Here is a 25436-nt window from a genome sequence, read left to right on the forward strand (position 1 = left end):
AATCATAAGGAGGTAAGCATCTATTGAAACTTAGCAAAGTTATTATATCGTTGTTGCATGGCTTACCTACAACGCTGATCTTATTAGCATTTTCTTTTATTTTTGCTAATTTGATCGGTTTGGGCTTAGCTTGGCTATATCTACGTAGGAATCCAATTGCAAATGGATTTGCTCGAGGATATCTCGGTCTTGTGCGTGGAACTCCACCTCTATTAATGCTATTACTAGCATACTATGGGCTGCCAAAACTATTTTTATTAGTCGGGATCGATATTAATGGTTGGGCTAAATTAATATTTGGGATCGCTGGTTTAGCGATCGGCTGGAGTGCTTATTTAGCTGAGGCCTTTCGCTCAGCCTACTTATCGGTTGATGCTGGGCAGTATGAGGCTGCTTTGGTCGTCGGAATGGATACTAAACAGGCTTTTCTGCGAATTATCATGCCACAGGCATTTTTAATTGCTTTGCCTAATATTGAAAATTTATTGATCGGTTTGGTAAAGGCAACTTCTTTAGTTTATGTGATCGGTATTGTGGATATGTATAGTACGGCGGTAGATCTATCTAATCAGAACCAAGGGGTTTACCAATTGGAAATCTTTGTTATATTGGCGCTAATTTATTGGGTGGTCGTTTTATTAATTGAATGGGGTTTTCGACGTTTCAGGAAACACTATCAATACGTTACAGTTTAAGAAGGTGTGTTCATGTTTGATTCAAATTTTGCGTTAGGTTCATTTCCTAAGATTTTGGCAGTGGCACCAACAACGATTTATCTGGCGATAGTTGCTACAGTTATTGGTTTTTTGATCGCAGTATTGATCGTAATTGTCCGGGAGCGTCAAATTAAAATTCTCAATCCGATCGTAGCGACACTGGTTTCTTTTATTCGAGGGACACCGATCATTGTTCAAATGTATGTAGTCTACTATGGATTACCACAATTGCTGGTCGCATTGAAGGGAATGGGATTCAATACAGATCCTAATGGATTGCCTGCAATGGTGATTGCCATCTCGGCTTATTCACTTAATGCTTCTGCCAATATTTCTGAGAGTATTCGCTCAGCGTATCATTCTGTTGACCATCGACAGTATGAAGCAGCAGTTACTGTTGGAATGAAGCCCAGTCGAGCTATGACGCGCATTGTTATTCCTCAGCTGATAGCTAACTTTATCCCAAACTTTTCAAATTTATTTTTAGATTTGATTAAAGACACGGCTATAGTCTACAACATCGGAATTGTTGAGATCATGGCCGAGGCCAACATTATATCGTCCATTGGTTTTAAGTACATTGAGACCTATTTAGATGCATTAGTAATTTATATCGTGATTTGTTGGATCTTTGCAAAGTTATTTCAGATTGGTGAAATTATCGCTCGAAACCATGTTTTTCATACACAAAAAACTATTTAATAGAGGGGAATATCATTATGAGATTAAAAAATATTTTAAGAGGTTTAACAGCTTTTTCAGCACTTGGTATTGGATTATTAGTAACAGCGAATTATCCAACTAAGGTGTCTGCTGCAACAACTATCAATGTAGCAGCACCTAATAATAATCGACCATATACATATCCCAAAAATTCCGGTATTGGTGGGTACTATGGTGCTTTACTAAAACGATTGGATAAAGACTTGGTACAATACAAATTTGCGGAAAGTACTACCTCGCAAAATTCGGTATTTGTTGGTTTGCAATCTAGTAAGTATGATTTAGCTGTTTCAAACTGGTGGTATTCTAAAGACCGATTTAAGACATATTTGCATACTACTTCAACGGGATTGGATGATTTACGCTTAATTACCAAAAAAAGTGGTAAAACAGCCAATTCATTGAAGGATATCGCTACTAAAAAATTAAAATTAGCTCCAATTTCGACTGATGATGCTCGTTACAACGTTATTGAAACTTATAATCAAAAAAATCCTAAACATAAAATTGATTTGAAAGGGATCGGGGATCAATCTGCAGGGGATGCTTTGAAGCAAGTTTCAACGGGGAAATATGATGTAGCAATTTATCCATATGCTGCTTACAAACCGGTTGCTAAGACCGCAGAAGGCAAAAAACTAGCTACTTCGAAATCAATCGGGTTGGAGAACAGTTACTTCCTTTTAAGCAAGAGTTCGCAAAATAAAAAGTTAGTTAAGGCGATCAATAAAGATTTAAAGAAGCTAAAAGCAAACGGATACTTAGAGAAAATCACTAAAAAGTATTTATATGAAGATACTTTCAAATTACCAAATGCCGCTACAGCATTCAATGCTAAGCCAAGCAGATAAGAACGAATGTATTAAACAATCTTGTTTAGGAGCGAAAATTTATGAAAAAAGCAGAAGTACTAAAAGCATTTAACAATGAACATGAGTAACAAGTACCATTCTCAGTTTGGCATCATTTCACACCTAATGAGCACGTAGAAGCAACTGAGAATAATGGAATGTTCGAGGAAGATGTTGCGAAAGAACCCGAGTATGTGAAGAGTGTGGAGCCTGATTTTATAAAATTAATGAATGATGGTTATTTCACTTACAAATTTGGTAACGTTAAAGATCCCAAGAATTTAGAATCTTTGGCTAAGATAAAGCCAATCGATGATGATGATCCATGGTTAAAAAACCAATTTAAGTTGATATCTAGACAACTAAATGATCTGGATGGGTCGGCAATTACGCTCAGCAATGTTTTTTCCGCAGTCACTTTGTTTAAGTGGGCGCTGGTAGTTGACTCGCCTGATGAAGACTTAAGTAAGGCGGATAAGCTTTTTGCAGATCTCTACACTGAAAGTCCAGAAGTTGTTATAAACGCGTTAAATGTTATTAAAGATGATATAAAGAAACAAATTCAAGTAGAACATGCTGCTGGGGTAAAAGGGGTATTGTTTAGTACTCAAGAAATTCAGGATGAAAGAATTGGACAATCATTTTTCAATGAGACACAAAAAAAGCTAGATACAGAATTAATTGATGAAATTAATAAATATTTTAAAACAGGAATTCTTCACATTTGCGGTTTTGATGGAGCGACAAACCATTTACCATGGTTTGTTGACTACAAATTGCCCATCGTTAACTGGGCAACTAAAATTGATGGTTACTTACTAGGACAAGGCAAAAAACTTTTTAAAGATAAAGTGGTTTTTGGTGGACTTGGGAACACCACAAATGACGTTTTATTCAAAGGAGATCAAAAACAGATTCAGGCAGAAATCGATGATCTTATTGCTGAAGCTGGAGTAAAGGGAGTTATTATTGGCGCTGACTGTACAGTTCCACGCGAAACGCCGGTTGAACATATCAGATGGGCTGCCGAAGCGGCACACAGTTATCTGGTGAGGAAGAAACAAAATAAATAATCATTTTTAAAAGCATGTAGGTTAAAAAAATTAGCGATCTCGTATGCAGTTGTTCTAAAATTTTCAGCAAATTGTACTAGTGCTTATAAAGCGTTAGAGGTTGAGCTGGTGGATGATCTTGCAATGAGAAAAGATTATAGTGATGGGCGAGGTCAACTGAGTTAGTCAGTTGACCTCATTTTTTAGTCTGATGATGGATAATAAGAAAACCGATGCTATAACGACACAGAAGTTTGTTATGTGCACATCAATATCTAAAGTGCAGATTCACGATGTAAATTCTTCTTTAGAGGACTTTATTAGGTAGAAGAAATTATAAAAATATCTGTGAAATAAATATATTTTACTATACATATTGAACAGAATTCTGGTTTAATTAGAGATATGGGATGGTCAATTTAGGGAGTTAAATTTATGAATGTTAGGGGAAAAAAGGATGGATGAACAGTTAATATGTTCCAAATGCGGTGCTGAAGTCAAAGAGGGGGAGATCTTTTGCCGAAATTGTGGTCAAAGATTGGAAGCAACTGCAGACAATAAACAAGATGGTGCTGAAGATTTGAATGATGGGCCTTCTTCATCTGAAAATGTTGATACACAGAATAATTATCAGCGCAGTACATCAGAACAGCCGCCTAAAACGTTCAACAAAAAGCTGGGTGTTTTGATCGGGTTGATTGTAGTGGTTCTGGCTGGTGGATATTTTGGCTTGAATAGTTACTATCAACCGCAAAAACAGCTTGATAGAGCAGCAGCGGCCATTGGGAATCCAAGTGTGGGGCTAGCTAAATATGTCACTACTGATGACCCCACTTTACAAAATGATATCTCAGATCAAAATTTGAAACCAACACAAAAATATTTCAAAAAGGACCAACAGAAGCTAGCAGCGTTGAAAACAGCCTTAAAGCAAGGATCCGTCTATAAGAACAGTTATTCCTTTAAAAAGGACGGCAATGCATTGTTATTCTTTCCACGTTACAAGGTGAATATCAAGGGGGCTTACGTTAAGCTGCATATCAATCGTTCAGGGGTAGAGCTTTTCCAAGATAATAAAAAAGTTGCTGAAACGAGCAAAAGCAACTCTATCAAGGAGATCGGACCTATTTTCCCTGGAAATTATACTTTCAAGGCTATGAAAGTCGTTTCCGGCAGAAAACTAAGCAATAGTACAACTACAACTATATATGGCGGTTCTAAAAACCTTGTTTTGAATTTAAAAACAGTCAGTTTTACACTTCATGGTGATCCAGGGTCAACAATTTATCTGAATAATAAAAAAGCTGGAACTTTGAACGCTGAAGGGCAGATGAAATTCAACGATTATCCATTTGAAGGTAAGTTAAAGGTCTACGCAATAGATTCTTCGAAGAAGAAATCCAAGACGGTTGATATAGGCAATGATTTGGAAGATGGGATTCACCATTTCTATTTTTCATCTGATGGGGATGAGACATCTGCGGCTAGTTCGAATTCGGGTGCGAATGCAAGTTCAGATTCAAGTTCAGATACGACTGATACAGATGCAAACGCTAATTCACAAGTTGACACTAAGAATCTGACTACGGAGCAAGTTAATGATTGGATTCTTGTACATCTTAAAGCAAATTATGATTTTTCGGTCACTGAGGACGATTTTATTTTTGAACAACAGAAAAATGATGAAGGGTTGTTAGAAATTAATGTTCGCGAAAACCACGCCAGTGAGAATATGCGAGCACAGAATGCTTCACCTGATCATAACCCTGGTGTCGGTTCTTTTGTGATCGATGCTGACGGTCATTTGCGCAATGCTATAACGAATGAAGTTGTTGCGACTGAATATGGCGAGTAATACAAAAATAGGTAAAGTGGTAACCGTTATCGTAGGTACGTTATAAAAGTGCGGCCTTTGTAAGACTAGTAATCTTATAAGGCTGCATTTTTGTGACGTGTTTTTAAATTGATTTGATCTTAACTAATTTAGTAATGTGAGTATAAGTCCAATTTTATCAATATTCCACGCGTGCAGGCTGGTATGTCTTTTTAAGACGTTAATAATAACGGAACTAAATTTTTTTCAGGTATACTAAAGCTAGTCTACTTTTATAAGTATGATAGGCAAGATTTATACAATATAATGAAAACGTATTCAAGGAGGAGCTGATTTTCAATGGAGAGTCAACAGAATTTAGATGCAAAGGATCAAAAAATTCTGAGTTTGATTTTACAGCAAGAAATCGTTCACTATCAGGATATTTCTCAAAAAACGGGTTATTCAAAAAAGACGATTTCTAATCATTTAAATCATATTGAAGATTTTCTTGAAGAATACGAAGTTAGATTGACTAGAAAGAGGGGGGTAGGTATTCAAATTAAAGGCGATACAAAGAAAATTAATTCTGTTAGAAAAATGTACTTTGGGGATGATGAAGTCACATTATCGTTATTATCAAAACTTACATTTTCTGATCACCCTTTGAAGATCCAAGATTTAGCTGACGTATATTTTTTGAGTAGAACTGCTATTGAAATGAAATTGCAGAAAATTAAGCCAATATTAGATCAATATGAGATTGAGCTTGAAACTAAAGGTCATGAGGGATTGAAAATCACGGGAACATCAAAGCAAAAAAGAAAATTTGCAGCGGACTTATTGTATAAATTTTGGAACACCCAAAGCGATGAACTGGTTTTTGCTGAGAAAATATTATCCAATATAATTGATAAAAACTTATTCGAGAGAATTCTTAGAGTTACAGATGAATTCATAGGTGAATCGCATTTAAACTTCACTGACTACGGAAAAGAATCTCTTGTGATCCATCTTGCCATTTCGTTATCAAGAATCAGTGAAAAAAAAGAAGTTCAAAATAAAATCAAAGGAAAAGAGGTCTGTGAAGAAACATTATTTTTAATAAATAAGTTAGAAAATGAGTTTCAAATAAAGATCCCAAATACTGAAGCAAACTATTTGGATATTCACATTCAATCTGTGAAAGCTGATAAGAATAAGAGTATTAACACCAGTTCAAATCCTGGGTTATCGGAACTCCTGATGAAGAACATTGATAAATATGACCAAAGTTTACTAAATGGATTGGTGCTCCATCTCACACCGGCAATTAAAAGAACGGCTCTGGGCTTGAGTATTAGAAATCCTTTAAAAGACGAGGTGAAGAAAAATTTTGTCAGAGCGTATGAGGAGGCACTGAAGTTAAGCGATCTAGTTAGTGAAAAGTACAATGTTAAATTTGATGAGCACGAAGCGTCATATATAGCGCTACATTTTCAGGCATACTTTGAACGAAAAAAGGCAACTTTTAGTATCTATCTCGTATGTAGTTCAGGCATGGGAACGGCACAGCTTTTGAAACAAAGGATCTTGCAGAATTTTTCAAGTCAAATAGAAGTTTTAGAAGTGCTGTCAAATAACGAATATCAAAACATTAGCGAACGAGAACTAAAAAAGGCAGATTTGGTAATTTCTACAATTAATATTTCAGAAAGGAGTATTCCAGTAATTGTTATAAACCCATTTCTAGATGTTAGAGCAATTGACGAAATAAAGCACGGCTTGAATAGATTGTCGAATCAAAATAAGGTTTTCAACATACACGATTTGATTAGAGACGAAAATGTTATAGTGATTGATCAAAAAATATCATTTGAAGACACGGTAAGTATTGTGAGTAAAAAAGCCATTAAAATGAAGTTAGCCAAAAAAGGAATCGCAGAAGCTATTTTAGCGAGAGAGAATCTTTCTTCAACTTTTTACGAGGAAGTAGGTCTTCCCCATGCAAACAAGGAATATGTCAAAAAATCTTCTCTCTTCATTTTCGTTTCTCAACAAGGAATATCCAAGGAGTACGAAAAGGTAAAGGTATTGTTTTTCTTGTTGCTGACAGATGATATTAAGCCGTATCTTGATGATTTTTATGAATTATTGAATGAAATAGTCACAGACAAAAGAAAAATCAATAAAATAATAAGGGCAAAAAATTCAGAAGAAGTTCTCAAAGAAATTGAAACTAGATAAAAGAGGGTAGTAGAAATGAATGAAAACATAAGCGAATTTATTTCAGAAAAAAATATAGTTTTGAATTTGGGGGCCTCAAGTCAATTAGATGCAATTCAGAAGCTTGCACGAGTTTTGGAAAAAAACGGCTATATTGATAATGTATTAGATTTTCAAAAGGATGTTTTAGAGAGAGAGAAGGCTTCAACAACAGGAATCGGAAATGAAATGGCAATCCCCCATAGTAAAAGTGAACACGTTAGACAGACGACGATGCTGCTTGCAAAAAACGATGTAGGTCTAGAATGGAACTCATTAGACGGTTCTAGTGTAAAGTGTATTTTTTTAATGGCAGTTTCACTCAAGGATAAAGGAGATGAACATTTGAAGATGCTGGCAACTTTATCTGGTGAACTGATGGATGATGATTTTGTCAGGGCAATAAAGAAAGCGGATTCAAAAAAAGAAATATTAAAAATATTACAAAAAAAGGGGAAATAAAAATGAAAATAGTCGGAGTAACAGCATGTATAGCAGGAATTGCACATACGTATATGGCAGCTGCAAATTTGAAAAAATTCGCCAAAAAAGAGAACTATGATATCAAGGTTGAAACGCAAGGAGCAATGGGAATTGAAAATGAACTGTCTCAGGCAGAGATCGATGCAGCTGACGTAGTCATTTTTGCGGTAGATACAACAGTTCAAAATGAAGAAAGATTCACCAGTAAAAAGATTTTGGAAGTTGGGACATCAAAAGTCGTAAAGGATGGCAGAGAAACAATTGAAGCAGCTGCCAGATTAGCGAAAGGAGAATAAACAATGGCCGGATTTAAGACGGAAATGAAAAAATTAGCGGCATACTTTCAAACGGGCGTTTCATACATGATCCCATTAGTTACTGCCGCTGGGTTATTAACCTCGATTGCGGTTATCTTTGGTGGAAATGGAGTTTGGAATGAGACCTCCACTATCTGGGGGAACATCAGACTACTTGGACAAACTGGATTGAATTTTATTGTCCCGATGATCGCAGCTTATATTGCATTCGCAATTGCAGATCGTCCTGGACTCGCACCAGCTTTTATTGTTGGCTTGATCGCTGCCAATATGGGAACAGGCTTCTTAGGTGGAATGTTAGTGGGGATCTTGGTGGGGTATCTTGCAAAATGGCTTAAAAAGATACCTTTACCTGCAAACCTGCAGTCTGTTAAATCATTGATCATTATTCCGTTTTTAGCGACATTGATAATCGGTCTCTTACTCATATATGTAATAGGAGCTCCTATTCAAGTTATGACGACCTTTTTAACAGCGTGGCTAAAAGGCATGAGTGGAGCTAATGCAATTCTAATGGCAGGTGTCTTGGGGGCAATGATGGCCGTTGATATGGGCGGACCAATCAATAAAATTGCATACGCATTCGGAATGGCTGCATTTACTTCTGGTGGCTATCAAGCAAGTACTGCGATGCTGATGGCTATTGGAATCCCACCATTAGGCATGTTTGTAGCTACTTTACTAGGTGGAAAAAAACTGTATTCTGAACAGGAAATTGAAAGCGGCAGATCAGCTTTAGTGATGGGAATTGTTGGTATTACTGAGGGAACTATTCCATTTGCCGTTGCTGATCCGATACGAGTGATCCCAAGTATCATTGTGGGAACATCGTTAGGATGCGCGGTCAATGGTGCATTTGGAACTTATCAAAAAACGGCACTTTCAACAGTAATGGCGATTCCATTTTCATCTAACTGGATATTATATACAATCGCGATCTTGGTCGGTGTATTTACAGTCGCATTGCTAGCTAACTTTTTGAAAAAATTCACTAAGAAAAACATTGACGTTGAAAGATAACAACTTATAGGAGGTACAAAGTGGCAAAAGCTCATATAGTAAACCATACACATTGGGATAGAGAATGGTATTTCACAGTTATGGATTCTCAAGTACTGGCTGATCAAGTTTTTACAGAAATATTAGATGAATTGGACACGCACGCTGAAGCAAATTTCTGTCTAGATGGTCAGACGTCCATTCTTAATGAATATGTAGCTACGCATCCTGAAGAACTAAACCGAATAAAGAAACTAGTAAAAGAAAATCGTTTGTTTGTCGGGCCTTGGTATACACAGACAGATGCACTAATTCCTGATGCTGAATCGATTTTGAGAAACCTAACTATCGGTATTACCGAAGCAAAGGAGAAGTATGGGAAAGCAATGATGGTCGGATATCTACCAGATACTTTCGGGTTTAATGCTCAGATGCCCATGCTGCTGAACCAGGCCGGAATAGACAGTATCGTTTTCTGGCGCGGAACAAATTTTGACACACAAGTGGTGTCCCCATACTTTAATTGGCATTCATTAAGTAAGGATTCTGTAATTGCAGCTAACTTTCCATATGGATATTTTACTGGACAAATTGGAATAGATGCAAAAGAAAAAATGGAAAGCTTTGTCAACGACAGGTATGATCCAGCTATTGATTTTTTAAAGACGCACGGCGAGAATGATGATATCTTGATGCCATCAGGTATTGATCAAATGAATATTGTGCATAATATGGCGAAAACAGTTGGAGATATTAATGTAAAGAGTAAGCACACGACAAGTATCAGCAGCTATCAAAAATTCATTGACATTTTAAAAACTAAAGACCTTCCAGATTATTCTGGTGAACTGAGGCTTCCAACATATGCGCGTGTTCATCGGACAATTGGTTCTGTGCGACAATCGATCAAAAAACAAAATTTTGAAATTGAGCAAAAAATTTTAAAGCGTGTGGAACCACTCATGGTAATAGCTGAGAGTGTGGGAATAAAGATAGGTAAGGGAATGCTCAACTTACTTTGGAAAAAGGTACTTGAATGTCAAGCCCATGATTCATTAGGAGGCAGTGTATCTGACAATGTTGCGGAGGATATCAACCATAGATTCAAAGAAGCCAATGAACTGGCTGATGGAATCGAAAATTTTATTAAGAAAAAAATTGCAGATTTTCTCAATTTGAATGAAGATGAAATTTTGCTTTTTAATACTGATTTGCATGATTTTGAAGGTACTAAACAAGTTAATGTGATGTCCCGCTGTGAAAATATTAAATTTAGAGGGATTAAGCACCAAGTGATCAATTTAGAAAAATATTATCCCGTCAGAAAACACGTTTTGCGGATGACCGAAAAGGGACGAGAATACTTTGATGAACCGAAATACTTTGAATTGAAATGTACGCTTGATGTTCATATTCCTGCGTTCGGCTATAAGGTTTTAAAGTTTGAAAAAGATAATGAAAATAATGAAGAAGTTGAAGCGAAAAGTAATCACAATATTTCAGTAGACAAGATGAAGTTTGAACTTGTAGAAAACAAAGTCAGATTCACTAACGATGGTTCGGTGTATGATGACTTTATCGCATTAGTAGAGGCCGGTAATGATGGTGACACATATGATTATTCTCCAATGCGTGAAGAAATTGAAAAAATTTTAAGTTTCACAGATAGCAGATCTAGTGAAGATGGCTTATTTAAAAAGTTGATACTCCAAGGGTCGACACAACTCCCCCAGACTCTTGAAAAACGAATAGATGGTAAAAAGGATACGGAATTCAAATATGAATTGACCATCTGTATAAATAAAATTTCAAAGAATGTCTTCTTTAAATTGAATTTTAATAATAATATTGATTCACATCGGTTACGACTCAGGATCAATCCCAACAGCGATATCGCAAACGTAAAAACAGGTATTCAAGGCGGGTTTGTAAACGTTAGCAATCTAGAAGTTGACCCAGAGTGGGAAGAGAAATTCGATGAAAAACCGGTTAATATATACAATTTTGATAAGTTGTTAAATATCAAAAGTCGTGATTGTTCATTCAGCCTATACCCAAAAGGACTTAAAGAGTTTGAATTCGACAAAAAGTATTTATATATTACGCTGCTGGCGACAACTGGTCAGCTGGGAAAACCCAATCTGGCTTGGCGGCCGGGAAGAGCTTCGGGCGATACTACTAATGAAGGTCATATCATGATGCCAACTCCATTGGCACAGGAACATGGTGAATGGAGTTTTGAGATAGGGATGACCTTAGATGATCTCGAAGAATCGAATCGAGTACTTGCAGAAAATATTAATATGATCTTTGATGAAAGTGTTAGCTATCAAAAGCAGTTATTAAATCTTTTCACTAATAGGCTGGATAATAAAATATGGCCGACAGAGCTTGTTTCTGATATTCCAAGGAGCATTTCAATATTAAAGATCGCTAGTGAATTGATTGTATCTGCTGTTTATCCATCGAAAGATGATGGACAATTTCTGATAAGATTATTCAATCCTTTGAGTGAATCAATCGATGTGGCAGGCAAAATACCCGAGAGTTTTGTAAGAACTGATATTTTAGAAAATGAAATATTAGAAAATAGCATTGTACGCGGAAGTTCATATGCAACCTTCAAAGGCAATGTTCCAATAAATTTTAAGAAAAAGGATTTGGATTTGTAATGGTAAAAGCTGAAGTGTAATTAAGTCCAGAGAATGTATATGCTAAGAGATATAGCAACGTGCGCTTGTAGTATGGGATGTGTTTGTTGAAGCAATATTTCAAGAAACACATCTTTTTAACATGCAAAAAGTACGGTTTTCTTATATGTATGCTAAAGAAACAGATTCTAAAAACTAAAAGTATTCCAACAATTAACCTGAAAGTAATTATTTTTGTTTGGTGCACCATAAAATTCTATTAGGTAATCCTTTATATGTGTTATAATGAAAGTTGAAAGGGGTCATGTATGATGCAAAAGGAAAAAATCGAGTTAAAAGATTATGGTGCAGCGCCATTTGCGGTTGATTTGAAAGAGGCTGCCAAACAAAATGATAACTATCGAACAACTTTATGGACGGGCGATCATTTTCAAGTTACGTTAATGGCAATTCCACCGCATGGCGGCGATATTGGAATGGAAATTCACCATGGCAATGATCAGTTTATTTATTTAGTTGATGGAGTTGGTCACGTCCAGATGGGCAAAGATAAGAATAAGCTGACAGTTGATCGCGAGGTCTATCCTGGAGAAGCTATCGTTGTTCCAGATAATACTTGGCACAATGTTATCAATGCTGGCGATAAAGTTATGAAATGCTACTCGATTTATTCACCAGTCAAGCATGAACACGGGGTTACAGAAACAACTAAAGAAGATGCTATTAAGCAAGAGGGACCATTAGAAGGAACTGGCGAATAGAAGTCTAGTTACTGTCTAGCAAAAAACTCTGACAATTCATTTGTCAGAGTTTTTTGTATATTCTAAAAGAGCTTGTTTCGGTTATTAAAAAAAAATACGAGCATGAACAAAAGTAATTCCAAAAGGGATATTGGTTCTATTTTTGATTTTAAAGCGAACCAAAGTTGATAGGAAAGGACAATATTCCAGCTGCTAGCGCGTGTTTCCTCATTTCATCAGCATCTATTTTGCCTGAACGAACCTCTGACTTAATATGATTATAAACATTTAAAACACTTTCAGGAATACTGTGGTGTTTCAAGTAATAGGCTGAAATTTCATTAGATAAACCAGTAACGACCTGGATATATGACATATTTTCATTAAGTTCCGAAGCGTGTTTTAATAAAATTTTTTTGAGTTCTGGTATTTTTTCAACCTCAGGATCCATATAGGCTTTACTCATCTTGTTTAAAAGTATTTCTGAATTTTCTTCTGTCATTTTTATTCTCCTGATTAAAATTTTTTAATAAATTCAGTGCGTGATTTTTTTTAGAAAGCAATACTGCAAATCCAATATACTCTCTTGATTTGATTTCAGCAATTTTTTAAAAGCTTTAAATACTTAAAATAAAAGTATAATAGATTTGGAATCCTTTTGATCTTTGCTTTTGAAAGACTGAAGTGAACTAAGTAAACAATATTTTAAATTAGGCAATTGAACGCTGCTTGAAGTTGAGTAGCATTCAGCTGCCTATTTTTATCATTTGAATTTCAATATTTTATTTCGCAATAGCAATAAATGTATTCTATAATAGACTTATGTTTTTTGGCCTTTTTCTACTAAATGTCAATTTGACAACGTATTTTGCTTATTATTAGAAATGCTTAGTGGTTTTTCTTACTGTTTGATATAATATAAAGAGTAATATAGTAAACTTTAAATGAAAATTAGCTTTAAGATAATAATAGTTTTTAATACATAGGACGAAGGGAAGTATTCAAGTTGAGACTGCATATTACGAATCTCTATGGTCAATCTGCAAAGAGTATTGCTATGATTGCACAGAATATGACAACAAGCATTGCTTCAGAATTAGGTTTTAACGAGATTAGTCTTTATTTCTATGATGTCAATACGGATAGCGAGAATGAGTTAAGCAGACGTATAGACGGAATTATGTCAGGAGTTGCAAATGGTGATATTGTATTTTTTCAATCGCCTACATGGAATGGTATGATGTACGACAAAATTTTTATAAACAAATTGAAGGGTTATAGGAATGTGAAAGTTGCACTTTTTGTTAATGACGTTGCTCCCCTGATGTTCGAATCTAATAGATACCTGCTCCCTGAATTAATTGATATGTATAATCGAGCAGATTTAATTATTGTTCCATCGCGTAAAATGGCGGATCTTTTGAAAGAAGAAGGATTGACGGTTGATAAAATTATTATTCAGCATATCTGGGATTATCCAACGGAAGCGTATTTAGAAGAACCTACATTTAAAAAGTACATAAATTTTATTGGGAGTCCTCAAAAATTTAATTTTGTTAAGAATTGGAAATATGATATGGCATTGCGATTATTTGCGGAAAAGTCAGATGATCTTGAAAAAAACATTATTTTTGAAGGTTGGCAGCATACTACCAACTTGATTTCAAAACTATCTCAAGGTGGGTTTGGATTAGTATGGGCGGAGGAAAACTATACTAAAAAGTATATGGAGTTATGCGTTTCATACAAGCTTAGTACTTACTTAGCAGCAGGTATTCCTGTGATAGTGGCCACATCAATCTCAAATGAAAAGCTTATCAAGGACAATAACTTGGGACTGATAGTAGATTCTTTGGACGAAGCAATTGAAAAAGTAGAAAAAATGTCAGCAGAAGATTATCACAGAATGGTAGAGAATGTACAACGTTTTTCGGTCCTTTTGAAAAAAGGTTACTTCACCAAAAAAGTACTGTTAGATTCTGTGCATGCACTTTTGCGTGATGATACTGATTTCTAGATGCTGCAAAGTTATGAGGTAAAAAAATTGTTAAGGATTAAAAAAAATAAGAAACATATTTTTATTAATAAGAGCTTGTGGAGTGGTCTGATTTTAATCATATATATGTTCGGCAGGAATATTCCTCTACCGTTTGTTAATTACGATGATATATTCCAAAGTTCAAAACAAAGCTTCCTTTTAGTATTATCAGGTGGAGCCACGGGTGCAAATCTATCTCAAATTGCTCTTTTTTCACTTGGTTTGGGACCGTGGATGTCTGCAATGATTATTTGGCAGCTCTTAGTCATGGTCAAACGCTTTAATTTAGATAAATTGAATAAAAGAGAATCAGATTTTTATAAAAACATAATGACTCTTGGTATAGCAATAATTGAAGCTTTAGGGATGCTAGCTAGTTTTAACTTAACAGAAAAAACTCCACTGGTTTTAACGATATTGGTCGTTATTATGAGTGGCGGCACATTTTTCTTGGTGTGGTTGGCGAATATAAACAGTGAATTCGGGATAGGCGGTTCTGTTTTGATCGTATTTTTTGGAATGATTGGCAGCATGGAAGAAACATTTATCAGAGTTTTTAAAAATTCCTGGGCAAAAATACCATATCCGCTGTTAATTGCACTGGGTATTTTTCTAATTGCTATTTTTATAATAGTTATTTCTATAATGTTTGAAAGATCGGAATATAGAATAAAGATTAATCGAATACTGGTTAATAATAGTTTCGGTAATCAAACATACCTGCCAATAAAACTGAACCCGTGTGGTGCGATGGCTATAATGTTTGGTTTATCGATTTTGATGGTTCCAAACTATGTGGTTCAAGTTCTTGCTGGTATTTTCTCCAGCAGCAACATTTTATATTGGCTCTCACAAAATATCGGTCTCAGTTCCTACTGGGGAGTTTCATTGTACATCGCTACACTTTTTGGATTGTCTTTTGTTTTTGGCTCGATAAATGTCGATTCCGAAAAAATTTCTGAGAACCTTAGAAACAGTGGTGACTATATTAACGGTTATCGTCCGGGAGCACCTACGCGGGATTACTTACAAAAGCATGTTAGTCAGCTCTCATTCGTGGGAGCAGTCTTTAGCAGTTTAATTGCTGGAGCCCCGCTCTATCTAGGAGTCGTCTATCCTAACTACTCAGCGATCTTAATGCTGCCAGGATTCTTGATGATGACGGTTGGAATGATGCTGATGGTCATAGAGCAGATAAAGGCAATTGAAATCTTGCATAGTTATCAGGAGCTGTTGGACTAAAACTTATAGCGAAAGAGGTTAACAGATGTTTTATTTTTTACCATCTTGGCATTCGAATAATGAGCATGAATGGGATAATGCGGCACTGCCGTGGTATCGTAATGATCAAAAAATAGAATTTGATGACACCATTAATCAGCTGAGGATGTTTAATAGGACACATGAAAATTCTGAAATATTGGTGTTAGAATACTCACCTAATCTTCGCAGCTTTTTGCACCGCCAAGATATCTATGAGACAGATTATTATAGTGTTTTTGACGATATTCAAAACATTTCGAGCAAGCATATGCGCCCCTTTGACTTCATGAGTTTAGATTGGCCATTGGGCACAGACTTTAGTTATACACCATTTTTAGTTCTTGCAAGAAATCGAGGAAAAGTTATAGCCCGGATAGAATTTGATAACATTGGAGCGCTGTTAAGAATTGACTTTTTAGAGAATAACAAGGTAACTCAAAGATTTGTTTTTGATGATCGTGGCTTTTTGTCAAGCGTAATTCATTTCAATAAGCAAGAACATGAAATTAGTCAGGTATTTTTAGATTTGGCTGGCTGTTGGCGAATTCGTGTTAATTACTTAACAGCAACGCAGCAAGTTGAAGTCAATCCTAAATGCCAAGAACAATTTAAGCGCATCAGTTACGAAAATATTGAAGATTTAATCGTTGAAAAATTTCATGATTTTTTAGCTCAAAAAATGTGTCAAGATGACGCATTGGTGATTGCGGCTGAAAAGAAGCGTGATGAATTGATTCTAAGAATTGATCACAACATAAAAATGATGTTGTCATTTTTTAGCAATCGTTATCCTCTTGATGAAACGGAGAGCTTATGTTGTATTCTAACAAACGCTGATTTTTGTGTCACAGATACTGACTATACTAATATGAAAATCAAAAAAATTATATCTAAGGATCAAACAACTAAAAAAGTAGAGCAAATAACTCCTTTCGATAGTCGCTTACGATTGGGTAAAAGTCAACGTATTAAAGAATTGAAAATTTTTTGGCTAATTGAAGGGTTAAATGAAGCTGTGATTCAGACTGTACTGCAGCAATTGTTGAGTTTAATGGAAACTGATGAGCGAATTGAACTAACCATTGCAGCATATTCAGAATACAAACTGAATACAGAGACGGTTGCACAGGTCGTAAATGAAACAATAGAAAAAAATGACCTAGCCGCACATTTTACTTTTAATAAGAGTGATCAAACGAAAACGGTGTCTGAATTGAGCGAAAGTGCCGAACATAAGAGAAGCATCTGCTGGCACACTATTCATACTGAAGATGACATTATAAAAATGTTGACTGATGTTCGTTTAATAGTAGATCTATGTCCACAACCTGATTTGTTTTTGCAAATTGCTGGTATTAGCGCAGGGGTTCCGCAAATCAATACAGTCAGGACCAGTTATGTTGAGGATCATAAAAATGGCTTGATAGTTGACCAGCTAAACGATCTTTCCGAGGCAGTCAAGTATTATCTTGTGGGACTAGCGCATTGGAATGAAGCGTTGATGTATGCTGCAAACAAAATTTCTGAATATTCTGGCAGTAAATTGATCAGTAAGTGGAGACAAATAATTGAGGGGGAGGACGAAGATGGTGCAAAAAAAAATTAAAGTGCTACAGATCGGCACAACAAATTGGGATGAAGTTGAATCTATTCCTAAGCAGCTTGATTGGAATTTTGCGCCTTCCAGTAACTTAGAACGAATTTTGACGTTTGAAGATACTAAATCTGCTCAGACCTTTGATGCGATTCTATTTACGGATTTTTCAGGTATTCATAATATTAATTGCTTAAATGACATAGGTCAGTCTTATGCTGTTTTATTTACGCAAGAAACTCTTCCTAATGATCCAGCAATACGTGCTTTTCTCAAATTGAAGTTAGCACAAGCCGTTTCAATAAAGAATAAGAAGCTGCTATTGGAGCAAATTGTGTATGCTTTTTTCGATAATCAAAGTGGGATCAAGCTGGGAATAAATATGATAAGAATTGCACCTACCTTCGGGGGGAGCTGCAAGTATGAAGGAAATGCATATCTTGAATTGGAAGGGGAATTCGGTAAAGAGTTTGAACCACTTGCTTTCTGGCAGAAAAATATATATGTTGATCCGAACAAAAAAATCGAAGTTTGGCCAGAATTTGTAAAATCAGCTGACTGTGAGTTAAAGATATCTTTTTTTGAAACAATAAATGGTTCAACTGACACAAAGCAAAGCTCCTGGTCAGTCAACGAAAAAGGGCTTGAAAGTCCTATAGTCATTGGTGGAACACATAACGAAACAAGTGGATCTTTTCTAAATGTTATTATCTACGCGAAAGGATCTGGCAAAGTTAAAATTGGTTCTCTTCATTACAGGTGGTCCCGCCTAGGACTGGGTCAATTTCTCCTTGGTGGTCAGCGTTATGCAGACAGTAAAAGACAAGAATTCATGTATTATTTTAATCCTGGCGATATGAAACCACCTCTTAACGTTTATTTTGCAGGTTATCGTTCGCTCGAGGGGTTTGAAGGATATTTCATGATGAAAAAAATGAATGCTCCCTTTATTCTATTAAGCGATCCGCGTCTTGAAGGAGGGGCTTTCTATCTTGGGTCGGAAGAATTTGAAAAGAAGATTAAGACTGTTATTACCGATTCGCTACATTATCTTGGCTTTGACAATAGCCAATTAATTTTGTCGGGAATATCAATGGGAACCTTTGGTGCATTATATTATGGCAGTAAGCTCAGACCACATGCCATTATTGCTGGAAAACCACTGCTTAATGTGGGAACAATTGCAACGAATGGCAGAATTCTACGTCCCCAGGAATTTGATACTGCTCTGGATCTTCTACGCTTGATATCTGGTGAAAGTTCTCAAGCGGCAGCTGATAGATTAAACAAACGTTTCTGGGATGCTTTCTCTAAGACAGACTTCAAGGATACAATTGTTGCTGCTGCTTATATGAAAAATGACGATTATGATCGTTATGCTTTTCGAGAACTTGTGGAAAAACTGCAAAGGAAAAATGTGAAGGTAATTGGTAGAGGCTATATTGGAAGACATAACGACAATACATCTGCTATCGTTAACTGGTTTCTGACACAATACCGTTACATTTTGAAGAATGATTTTGGAAGGAAATAGAAATGATAGGATATACGGCTAACGTTATTTATTGGAAATCTGCTGTTTCAACATATCTTTATGGGTCTGACGTTGCATTCCATCAAAATGGTGAGGTGGATTTTGAGAATAAGTTGATGTCTCCAGGAAAAACAATTAATACGTGGTATTCGCAAACTAATTATCAAGCTGAGCGTTTTAGCCCTCAGCTGCCTATTTTAAGGAAGGGGGCCAGTTATCGGCTTTTACTCAGAGCACATAGTTTTCCAGAAGCCTCACTTTATTTGCGCATCGATTTTTATGACCGAGGTGGTCAAGTAATTAACCGTATTTTTATTAAGAAAATGGAAGAATTATTTGAATATCCAGACAATGCTTACTACTACACAATAAATCTTTTAAACGCAGGCTGCACTCGATTAAAATTCAAGTATATGATGATTTCGGCAGCAGAACTTCCCTCAATTAGAAATACGGAGGTATTTGTTTCTCAACTTTATAATGTTCAAGCGTCGGGTGAGTTAAATGTAATTTTTGAAGAACCGCTTCTCAATGCATGTGCTATTCCGGGTCCTAAAATCAATGCATCTTTTAAAAATTGTGTTTTTGTCGAAAGTGTTGTCTCAGATAAAAGGGGATATACGGCAGAAACAACTATGAAAAGGATCGAAAGGATCAGTAAAGATTATAAAAAAATAATATTCTGGGGAAATGGATCGCTCTCAAATATGATTGCAAAACATTACGTCAAACTTTTTCACGGCAGCAAGATCTGCCTTAGAAAATCCTTACCTAGGTGTGAAAAGAGCTTTGCCACACCTTTATTTAATAATTCTACTGTTCTAAGTTCATTGCAGGAAAAAACAAATAAAGACAGATTAGAAAATGCAAGTAAGGTAAGTGATTAATATGGCTTTGTCAATGAATACTTTAGAGTTGCAAAAACTGCGAAGAATTTTAGCCAAAGTAGATAGTTACGCTAAAACAATGAAAAAACTCTCAGATGGTCAGTTAAAAGACAAAACATCTTTTTTTAAGAAGTTATTAAAAAAAGGTGCTTCTTTAGATGACATTTTACCTGAAGCGTTTGCTGTTGTTCGTGAAGCGGATAGACGTGTATTGGGAATGTTTCCATTTGATACTCAAGTTTTAGCTGGGATAGTTCTCCATCAAGGAAATGTTGCAGAAATGAAAACAGGTGAGGGAAAAACTTTAAGTGCAACCATGCCATTGTATTTGAATGCACTAACAGAGGAGAGCACCATTCTAGTTACAACAAACGAATATTTGGCGATGCGCGATGCGAAAGAAATGGGTCGTGTTTACCGTTGGTTAGGATTGACAGTTGCTTGTGGTGTGGTAAACGACCCGAGTGTTAAATTAAAACCGGAAGACAAAAAAAAGATTTATGCGTCCGATATTGTTTATACGACAAACAGTGCAGTGGGTTTTGATTATTTGCTGGATAACTTAGCAGATAGTGCAGCGGAAAAATATATGCGTCCTTTTGGATACGTAATAGTTGATGAAGCGGATGCGGTTTTGCTTGATAGTGCTCAAATGCCACTTATTATTTCCGGTGCTCCTCGCGTCCAGTCAAATATGTATAAACTAGCGGATAACTTTGTACAGTTGCTCACTGAGAATGTGGAATACAGAATGGATGAAGAGAAGAAGAATGTTTGGTTGACACATGCGGGGATAGATGAAGCAGAGCACTACTTTTCTCTTGAAAACCTTTATGATGGAACTCATACCGAATTGGTACGTCAACTTGAGTTAGCTTTAAGGGCACATACATTATTTGAAAACGGTAAAAATTATGTTGTCGAAAATGGTGAAGTAAAACTTTTAGATGCTCAAAACGGTCGTATTCTTGAAATGACAAAACTACAATCAGGTCAACACCAAGCGCTAGAAGCGCGTGAAGATGTTGAATTGACACCTGATATGCGAGCGATGACATCTATTACGTATCAGAATCTTTTTAGAATGTTTAAAAAAATCGGTGGAATGACCGGAACGGCTAAAACAGCCGAGGATGAATTTATTGAAACTTATTATATGAAAGTTGTCCAGATCCCTACGAACAAGCCAGTTATTCGTAAGGATTTTCCAGATGAAATTTATACAACTCTTCCTGAAAAAATTTTGGCTTCAATGCAGTTAGTTAGGCAATTGCATGAAAAAGGACAACCTATCCTATTGGTCACAGCTTCAGTTGAAATTTCTGAGATATACTCTGAGCTTCTGTTGCATGAACGAATACCGCACAATGTTTTGAATGCATACAATGCAGCTAAAGAAGCTGAAATCATTGCAGAAGCAGGTCAGCGAGGACGTGTGACTGTTGCTACGTCCATGGCTGGACGAGGAACTGATATCAAACTTGGAAAAGGTATGGCGAAACTTGGCGGCTTAGCAGTAATAGGAACAGAAAAGATGGCTAATGAACGTATAGAATTGCAGTTGAGAGGACGCTCTGGAAGACAGGGAGATCCGGGGATGAGCAAGTTCTTTGTCTCATTTGAAGATGAGCTAGTCATTAAATACGGGGCTAGATGGATGCATACATTTTATGAAAAACATAAAAATTTCGCGCTCGATAAACCCCAAAAATTAACTTCATTTAGAGTGAGAAAAGCAATTCAAAGGGCACAAAAATATAGTGATAGTAGTGGCGTTCAGCAGAGAAAGAGCACACTTGAATTTGATGAAAGCGTCAGAGTTCAAAGAGAATTAGTTTATAAGCAAAGAAATAATTTGATAAGGCAGACAGATGAATGTAAGTACGATATAAGTCAATTATTTGAAAAATATATTGAGAAATTTATTCAAAAAAATAAGATTTTGACTTCTGTTAAAGTTTCACGTTTTGTTTTTGATAATTTAAGTTACAAGTACAGTGGTTTACCCGCAGAAACAGATTGTAGTGAGCCCAAGAAAATGAGGGCTCTTTTATTAGAAATCTGTCGAAAAGAATTGAATGAGAAAAAAATAAAGTTAATTGATAAAAAAGAAATAAGCAGATTTTACAGACTATCTTTATTGAAAGCTATTGATGACTGTTGGATAGAAGAGGTAGATAATTTGCAACAGCTTAGGACAGTCGTTTCCAGTCGTCAGTACGCACAGAGAAATCCAATCTTTGAGTATCATCGTGAGGCTGCACATTCTTTCAAAAAGATGAAAAGAAATATTCAAAAACAAGCGGTGCAAAACTTATTATTAAGTACTGTTTTAGAAAACGAGGATGGGACCCGTTCCATTTACTTCTCATAGAAAGGTGAAATTGGTATGACGGTTTATAATTTTAATTTAGGTATCGGTTGGGCGAGCAGTGGAGTTGAATATGCTCAAGCCTATCGAGCACGCTTACTACGAAATATAAAACAATCTGCAAAATTTGTATTTACTGATTTAATTTTAAATGAAAATATCGAGCACATGACCAAGAACATTGGTTTTACGGATAATGAAATTATATGGTTGTATCAATACTTTACGGACGTCAAAATTTCACCAACAACTTATACATTGAAACAACTAGAAAAAAGCATAAATTTCAAAAAGAGAAAAGGAACTATCGAACATGAGGGAGCGAAAATAGTACGCTATCATTTTGAAAAAGAAAATAAATTTGTAACTGCTTTTCTGAAAGAGCCCAGCAGCAATATTGTTGAGCGAGTTGAACATGTATCCCATGATTTTTTAATCCGCAAAGACTATTTTACATATACAAAACTGCTTTCGGAATATTATACACCACGTGACAATCGAGCATATCTTTATCAACGCCGTTTTTTCAACGAGGATGGGTCGATTGCCTACGAACAGATAGTCGATGGAACTAACGAATTTTATCGAATGAAGGATCGAATTTTATATTCTAAAATCGAACTAATTAATTATTTTCTTGAAAAGTTAGCTCTAACTTCAAAAGATGTCTTGCTGCTGGATCGAGCTACCAGCATGGGACAATCTGTTTTTCGCAATCGAGGGGCAGCCCGACTAGGTGTCGTTGTCCATGCTGAGCATTTTAGCGAGAACGCAAGTGATGATAAAAATATACTCTGGAATAATTACTATGAGTATCAATTTGATTATGCACGCTATGTTGATTTTTTCATTACTGCGACAGACGTGCAGAACAAGCTTATGAAAGAACACTTTAAAAAATATTGTACTTATGTACCTGATGTAGTAACAATTCCGGTCGGAAGTTTGGATAAGTTGCGTTATCCCGAGAAGAAGCGGAAACCACGGACCTTGATAACAGCATCTCGTCTCGCCTCAGAAAAACATATTGACTGGTTGATTTTAGCTGTTGTCAAGGCTCATAAAAGTATCCCACAGTTGGTGCTTGATATTTACGGGAGTGGCGGTGAACATGACAAGCTGCTGGCCTTGATAAATTACAATAAAGCTGGAAGCTATATTCACTTGAAAGGACACATGGATCTAACAGAAGTTTATAAAAACTATGAGGCTTATATTACGGCTTCAACAAGTGAAGGATTTGGGCTGACCCTATTAGAAGCGGTTGGTTCGGGGCTACCACTAATTGGCTTGAATGTACGTTATGGAAACCAGACCTTCATTGAAAATGGTCAAAATGGTTTTTTGATCCAATATAGGGGAAACCCAAGCTTGGCAGAGATAACGGATGAAATTTCAGCTAAAATACTTAAATTATTTAAAAGCGATAACCTTCATTCGTTTAGCAAAAGTTCTTACCTCATTGGGAAAAAATATTTGGAGCATGAAGTTGAACAAAAGTGGGAAAGATTGTTGGAGGGATAGACGATGATTAATTTATTCGACAGAAATACTCAAAGTATGCTCGACCTTTATAAATCATTAATTGCAGCTGGTTATACGCACCCAACAGTGGTGCTTGAAGATGATGGATGGCTACCTGTTGAGATAGAGTCTCCCTACAGCTTTTTTTTAAACGACAGAACAACCACGGAAGACACAAGAAAACCACTTTTCTTTAATCAAGTATGTGTCCCAAAATTTTGGGAGATCAAGGGTGACAATAATAGTGCAGCAGTATTTGATTACGATAGGAAAGCTGCTGAGATAATTTATGCATCACCTAAGGATAAACGCTTGGTCAAGGAAGTAAAATGGCTGGATAAAGAACAAAGAGTTCGAAGTGTGGACCATTATAATAAGTTTGGAAGGCGTTTTGCAGGAACAATATATAACATAGATGGTCAAGTAATCACAAAAACGTACTATTCTTTCAAGGAATCAGAAGTTATTGTAGAGAATTTTGTGACAAACGACATTATTCTAAATTATAAGCATCAGATTTTTGATTTTCAATCAAAAGAAGAGTTTGTACAATTCTACCTTGAACTTAAGGGATATGTGTTAGATCGAATCTTTTATAATTCTTTGTCTTATCCATTTTTTGTATCCTTAAACATAAAAGAAGCAGGAGAAGATATTCTATTCTGGCAAGAACCGCTTGGCAATGAAATTCCTGGTAACATGCAGATTATTTTGAATGGCCAAGCTAGCAGGACACACAGTATTATTTTTAATAAAAAAAGTACTTTCGAGCATGCAAAGAAGCTATGGTGCAAGCCGTCCGCTAATATGTTTTTACTATTAGGATATGTTTATGAATTTGAACGCTCAAGCAACTATGGAAGTCATGCCTTGATCATAACTAATTCTGATAACATCGAAAAAATTGATTATTTGATTAAAAACGTGCCTAAGATGCACTTTAATATAGCTGCGATTACTGAAATGTCGCCTAAGTTAGGCAAACTAGCTCTATTTCCTAACGTTACTTTATTTCCTAATATTTCGCATAGGACGGTTGAGATGCTTTGGCAAAAATGTGATTACTATCTTGATATTAATCATGAAGGAGAGCTAATGAACGCGGTTAGAAAAGCTTTTCTTAATAATTTGCTAATTTTATCATTTTCCAATATATTACACGATAAAGAGTATTTAGCTGCAGAAAATATTTATAATCCTAAAGATGTCCGACGAATGTCAGAAAAAATAAATAAGTCTCTGAAGAATGATGTTCTTTTGCAGCAGCTTCTCCAAGCTCAAAAGAGTTCAGCAAATGAAGCAACAGTGCTAGATTATCAAAATTTACTGAAATAAATATGTTTTAAACAGGTGAAAAAATGAAGAGAAAAGAAGAAGATCTTTTAAAAGATAATATTAACAAACGTTTAAATGACGCGCGTTATTCGAGTGGAAAAAAGGAAAATAAGAAAAATAAAGGACAAACAGCAGCGATCATTATCAGTACAATAGTGGTAATAGGGATATTGATATCACTAATTAGTGTTCTGTAAAGTGATATCTTACTCTGAAGCACTAACTGTTAACTTGCATGCTAATACTAATAGAACAATTATGAAAAGAGCAAGTTCTTTGCTCTTTTTTATTTTAGGTTTAT

Annotated in this window: 21 protein-coding genes; 20 read left to right on the forward strand and 1 reads right to left on the reverse strand. The window is 35.8% G+C overall.

Going from position 1 to position 25436, the window contains the following annotated elements; all coding sequences use genetic code 11:
* Nucleotides 1–23 precede the first annotated feature (23 nt).
* The 11 genes from FC19_RS09750 to FC19_RS09800 all read left to right on the forward strand — a co-directional run bounded on the left by FC19_RS09750 (nucleotide 24) and on the right by FC19_RS09800 (nucleotide 12610).
* On the forward strand, nucleotides 24–695 hold the full coding sequence (locus FC19_RS09750) for an amino acid ABC transporter permease (RefSeq protein WP_057876761.1): 672 nt from the start codon (nucleotides 24–26) through the stop codon (nucleotides 693–695).
* A gap of 12 nt (nucleotides 696–707) precedes the next feature.
* The gene (locus tag FC19_RS09755; protein WP_057876762.1) at nucleotides 708–1418 is read left to right on the forward strand and encodes an amino acid ABC transporter permease; all 711 of its coding nucleotides are present in this window, start codon (nucleotides 708–710) and stop codon (nucleotides 1416–1418) included.
* Nucleotides 1419–1435: 17 nt separating this feature from the next.
* Entirely contained in the window at nucleotides 1436–2290 is an 855-nt protein-coding gene (locus FC19_RS09760; protein WP_057876763.1) for a transporter substrate-binding domain-containing protein, read from the forward strand.
* A gap of 158 nt (nucleotides 2291–2448) precedes the next feature.
* Nucleotides 2449–3363, forward strand: coding sequence for a uroporphyrinogen decarboxylase family protein (locus FC19_RS09765; RefSeq protein ID WP_057876764.1), 915 nt, complete (start codon nucleotides 2449–2451; stop codon nucleotides 3361–3363).
* A 451-nt stretch (nucleotides 3364–3814) separates the two neighbouring features.
* Nucleotides 3815–5197 carry a TcaA 3rd/4th domain-containing protein gene (locus tag FC19_RS09770; RefSeq protein ID WP_420805507.1) on the forward strand — a complete coding sequence of 461 codons (1383 nt, stop codon included), beginning with the start codon at nucleotides 3815–3817 and terminating at the stop codon, nucleotides 5195–5197.
* A 318-nt stretch (nucleotides 5198–5515) separates the two neighbouring features.
* The gene (locus tag FC19_RS09775) at nucleotides 5516–7381 is read left to right on the forward strand and encodes a BglG family transcription antiterminator (protein ID WP_157061314.1); all 1866 of its coding nucleotides are present in this window, start codon (nucleotides 5516–5518) and stop codon (nucleotides 7379–7381) included.
* Nucleotides 7382–7396: 15 nt separating this feature from the next.
* Nucleotides 7397–7861 carry a PTS sugar transporter subunit IIA gene (locus FC19_RS09780; RefSeq protein ID WP_057876766.1) on the forward strand — a complete coding sequence of 155 codons (465 nt, stop codon included), beginning with the start codon at nucleotides 7397–7399 and terminating at the stop codon, nucleotides 7859–7861.
* A gap of 2 nt (nucleotides 7862–7863) precedes the next feature.
* Nucleotides 7864–8178 carry a PTS fructose transporter subunit IIB gene (locus FC19_RS09785; protein ID WP_057876767.1) on the forward strand — a complete coding sequence of 105 codons (315 nt, stop codon included), beginning with the start codon at nucleotides 7864–7866 and terminating at the stop codon, nucleotides 8176–8178.
* 3 nt (nucleotides 8179–8181) lie between these two features.
* Nucleotides 8182–9219 carry a PTS fructose transporter subunit IIC gene (locus FC19_RS09790; RefSeq protein WP_057876768.1) on the forward strand — a complete coding sequence of 346 codons (1038 nt, stop codon included), beginning with the start codon at nucleotides 8182–8184 and terminating at the stop codon, nucleotides 9217–9219.
* A 20-nt stretch (nucleotides 9220–9239) separates the two neighbouring features.
* Nucleotides 9240–11870, forward strand: a complete 2631-nt coding sequence (locus FC19_RS09795; protein ID WP_057876769.1) for a glycoside hydrolase family 38 N-terminal domain-containing protein — start codon at nucleotides 9240–9242, stop codon at nucleotides 11868–11870.
* A 287-nt stretch (nucleotides 11871–12157) separates the two neighbouring features.
* Nucleotides 12158–12610 (forward strand): cupin domain-containing protein, encoded by a 453-nt coding sequence (locus FC19_RS09800; RefSeq protein ID WP_057876770.1) that lies wholly within the window; start codon nucleotides 12158–12160, stop codon nucleotides 12608–12610.
* A gap of 148 nt (nucleotides 12611–12758) precedes the next feature.
* Here FC19_RS09800 and FC19_RS09805 read toward each other — a convergent pair whose 3' ends face one another.
* Nucleotides 12759–13091: a bacteriocin immunity protein gene (locus FC19_RS09805; RefSeq protein ID WP_057876771.1), complete on the reverse strand. Its 333-nt coding sequence runs from the start codon at nucleotides 13089–13091 to the stop codon at nucleotides 12759–12761.
* A gap of 504 nt (nucleotides 13092–13595) precedes the next feature.
* Here FC19_RS09805 and FC19_RS09810 point away from each other — a divergent pair.
* Genes FC19_RS09810 through FC19_RS11550 form a run of 9 tightly spaced genes read left to right on the forward strand, consistent with a single transcriptional unit; the run spans nucleotide 13596 to nucleotide 25332 of the window.
* Nucleotides 13596–14606 carry a sugar transferase gene (locus tag FC19_RS09810; RefSeq protein WP_057876772.1) on the forward strand — a complete coding sequence of 337 codons (1011 nt, stop codon included), beginning with the start codon at nucleotides 13596–13598 and terminating at the stop codon, nucleotides 14604–14606.
* Between the two features lie 27 nt (nucleotides 14607–14633).
* On the forward strand, nucleotides 14634–15869 hold the full coding sequence (gene secY2 / locus FC19_RS09815) for an accessory Sec system protein translocase subunit SecY2 (RefSeq protein ID WP_057876773.1): 1236 nt from the start codon (nucleotides 14634–14636) through the stop codon (nucleotides 15867–15869).
* 25 nt (nucleotides 15870–15894) lie between these two features.
* Nucleotides 15895–17496, forward strand: coding sequence for an accessory Sec system protein Asp1 (asp1, locus tag FC19_RS09820; RefSeq protein ID WP_057876774.1), 1602 nt, complete (start codon nucleotides 15895–15897; stop codon nucleotides 17494–17496).
* Complete coding sequence (gene asp2 / locus FC19_RS09825; protein WP_083488433.1) at nucleotides 17477–19018, forward strand: accessory Sec system protein Asp2; 1542 nt, start codon at nucleotides 17477–17479, stop codon at nucleotides 19016–19018. The genes asp1 and asp2 overlap by 20 nt, the downstream gene beginning before the upstream one ends.
* Nucleotides 19019–19020: 2 nt before the next feature.
* Nucleotides 19021–19905, forward strand: coding sequence for an accessory Sec system protein Asp3 (gene asp3 / locus FC19_RS09830; protein ID WP_057876775.1), 885 nt, complete (start codon nucleotides 19021–19023; stop codon nucleotides 19903–19905).
* A 13-nt stretch (nucleotides 19906–19918) separates the two neighbouring features.
* Nucleotides 19919–22279, forward strand: a complete 2361-nt coding sequence (gene secA2 / locus FC19_RS09835; protein WP_235809371.1) for an accessory Sec system translocase SecA2 — start codon at nucleotides 19919–19921, stop codon at nucleotides 22277–22279.
* A 15-nt stretch (nucleotides 22280–22294) separates the two neighbouring features.
* Nucleotides 22295–23800 carry an accessory Sec system glycosyltransferase GtfA gene (gtfA, locus tag FC19_RS09840; RefSeq protein ID WP_057876777.1) on the forward strand — a complete coding sequence of 502 codons (1506 nt, stop codon included), beginning with the start codon at nucleotides 22295–22297 and terminating at the stop codon, nucleotides 23798–23800.
* Nucleotides 23801–23803: 3 nt separating this feature from the next.
* Complete coding sequence (gene gtfB, locus FC19_RS09845; protein WP_057876778.1) at nucleotides 23804–25135, forward strand: accessory Sec system glycosylation chaperone GtfB; 1332 nt, start codon at nucleotides 23804–23806, stop codon at nucleotides 25133–25135.
* A 23-nt stretch (nucleotides 25136–25158) separates the two neighbouring features.
* Nucleotides 25159–25332, forward strand: a complete 174-nt coding sequence (locus tag FC19_RS11550) for a hypothetical protein (RefSeq protein WP_157061316.1) — start codon at nucleotides 25159–25161, stop codon at nucleotides 25330–25332.
* Nucleotides 25333–25436: the final 104 nt, after the last annotated feature.

Origin of the sequence: Liquorilactobacillus aquaticus DSM 21051 (genome assembly GCF_001436755.1) — a bacterium.
Lineage (GTDB): Bacteria > Bacillota > Bacilli > Lactobacillales > Lactobacillaceae > Liquorilactobacillus > Liquorilactobacillus aquaticus.

What these genes read in the sequence shown, in the direction of transcription:
- FC19_RS09755 (WP_057876762.1), top strand. Translation starts at nt 708, where the DNA reads ATGTTTGATTCAAATTTTGCGTTAGGTTCATTTCCTAAGATTTTGGCA.
- FC19_RS09760 (WP_057876763.1), top strand. Translation starts at nt 1,436, where the DNA reads ATGAGATTAAAAAATATTTTAAGAGGTTTAACAGCTTTTTCAGCACTT.
- FC19_RS09765 (WP_057876764.1), top strand. Translation starts at nt 2,449, where the DNA reads ATGTTCGAGGAAGATGTTGCGAAAGAACCCGAGTATGTGAAGAGTGTG.
- FC19_RS09775 (WP_157061314.1), top strand. Translation starts at nt 5,516, where the DNA reads ATGGAGAGTCAACAGAATTTAGATGCAAAGGATCAAAAAATTCTGAGT.
- FC19_RS09780 (WP_057876766.1), top strand. Translation starts at nt 7,397, where the DNA reads ATGAATGAAAACATAAGCGAATTTATTTCAGAAAAAAATATAGTTTTG.
- FC19_RS09785 (WP_057876767.1), top strand. Translation starts at nt 7,864, where the DNA reads ATGAAAATAGTCGGAGTAACAGCATGTATAGCAGGAATTGCACATACG.
- FC19_RS09790 (WP_057876768.1), top strand. Translation starts at nt 8,182, where the DNA reads ATGGCCGGATTTAAGACGGAAATGAAAAAATTAGCGGCATACTTTCAA.
- FC19_RS09800 (WP_057876770.1), top strand. Translation starts at nt 12,158, where the DNA reads ATGATGCAAAAGGAAAAAATCGAGTTAAAAGATTATGGTGCAGCGCCA.
- FC19_RS09805 (WP_057876771.1), bottom strand. Translation starts at nt 13,091, where the DNA reads ATGACAGAAGAAAATTCAGAAATACTTTTAAACAAGATGAGTAAAGCC.
- asp1 (WP_057876774.1), top strand. Translation starts at nt 15,895, where the DNA reads ATGTTTTATTTTTTACCATCTTGGCATTCGAATAATGAGCATGAATGG.
- asp2 (WP_083488433.1), top strand. Translation starts at nt 17,477, where the DNA reads ATGGTGCAAAAAAAAATTAAAGTGCTACAGATCGGCACAACAAATTGG.
- asp3 (WP_057876775.1), top strand. Translation starts at nt 19,021, where the DNA reads ATGATAGGATATACGGCTAACGTTATTTATTGGAAATCTGCTGTTTCA.
- secA2 (WP_235809371.1), top strand. Translation starts at nt 19,919, where the DNA reads ATGAATACTTTAGAGTTGCAAAAACTGCGAAGAATTTTAGCCAAAGTA.
- gtfA (WP_057876777.1), top strand. Translation starts at nt 22,295, where the DNA reads ATGACGGTTTATAATTTTAATTTAGGTATCGGTTGGGCGAGCAGTGGA.
- gtfB (WP_057876778.1), top strand. Translation starts at nt 23,804, where the DNA reads ATGATTAATTTATTCGACAGAAATACTCAAAGTATGCTCGACCTTTAT.
- FC19_RS11550 (WP_157061316.1), top strand. Translation starts at nt 25,159, where the DNA reads ATGAAGAGAAAAGAAGAAGATCTTTTAAAAGATAATATTAACAAACGT.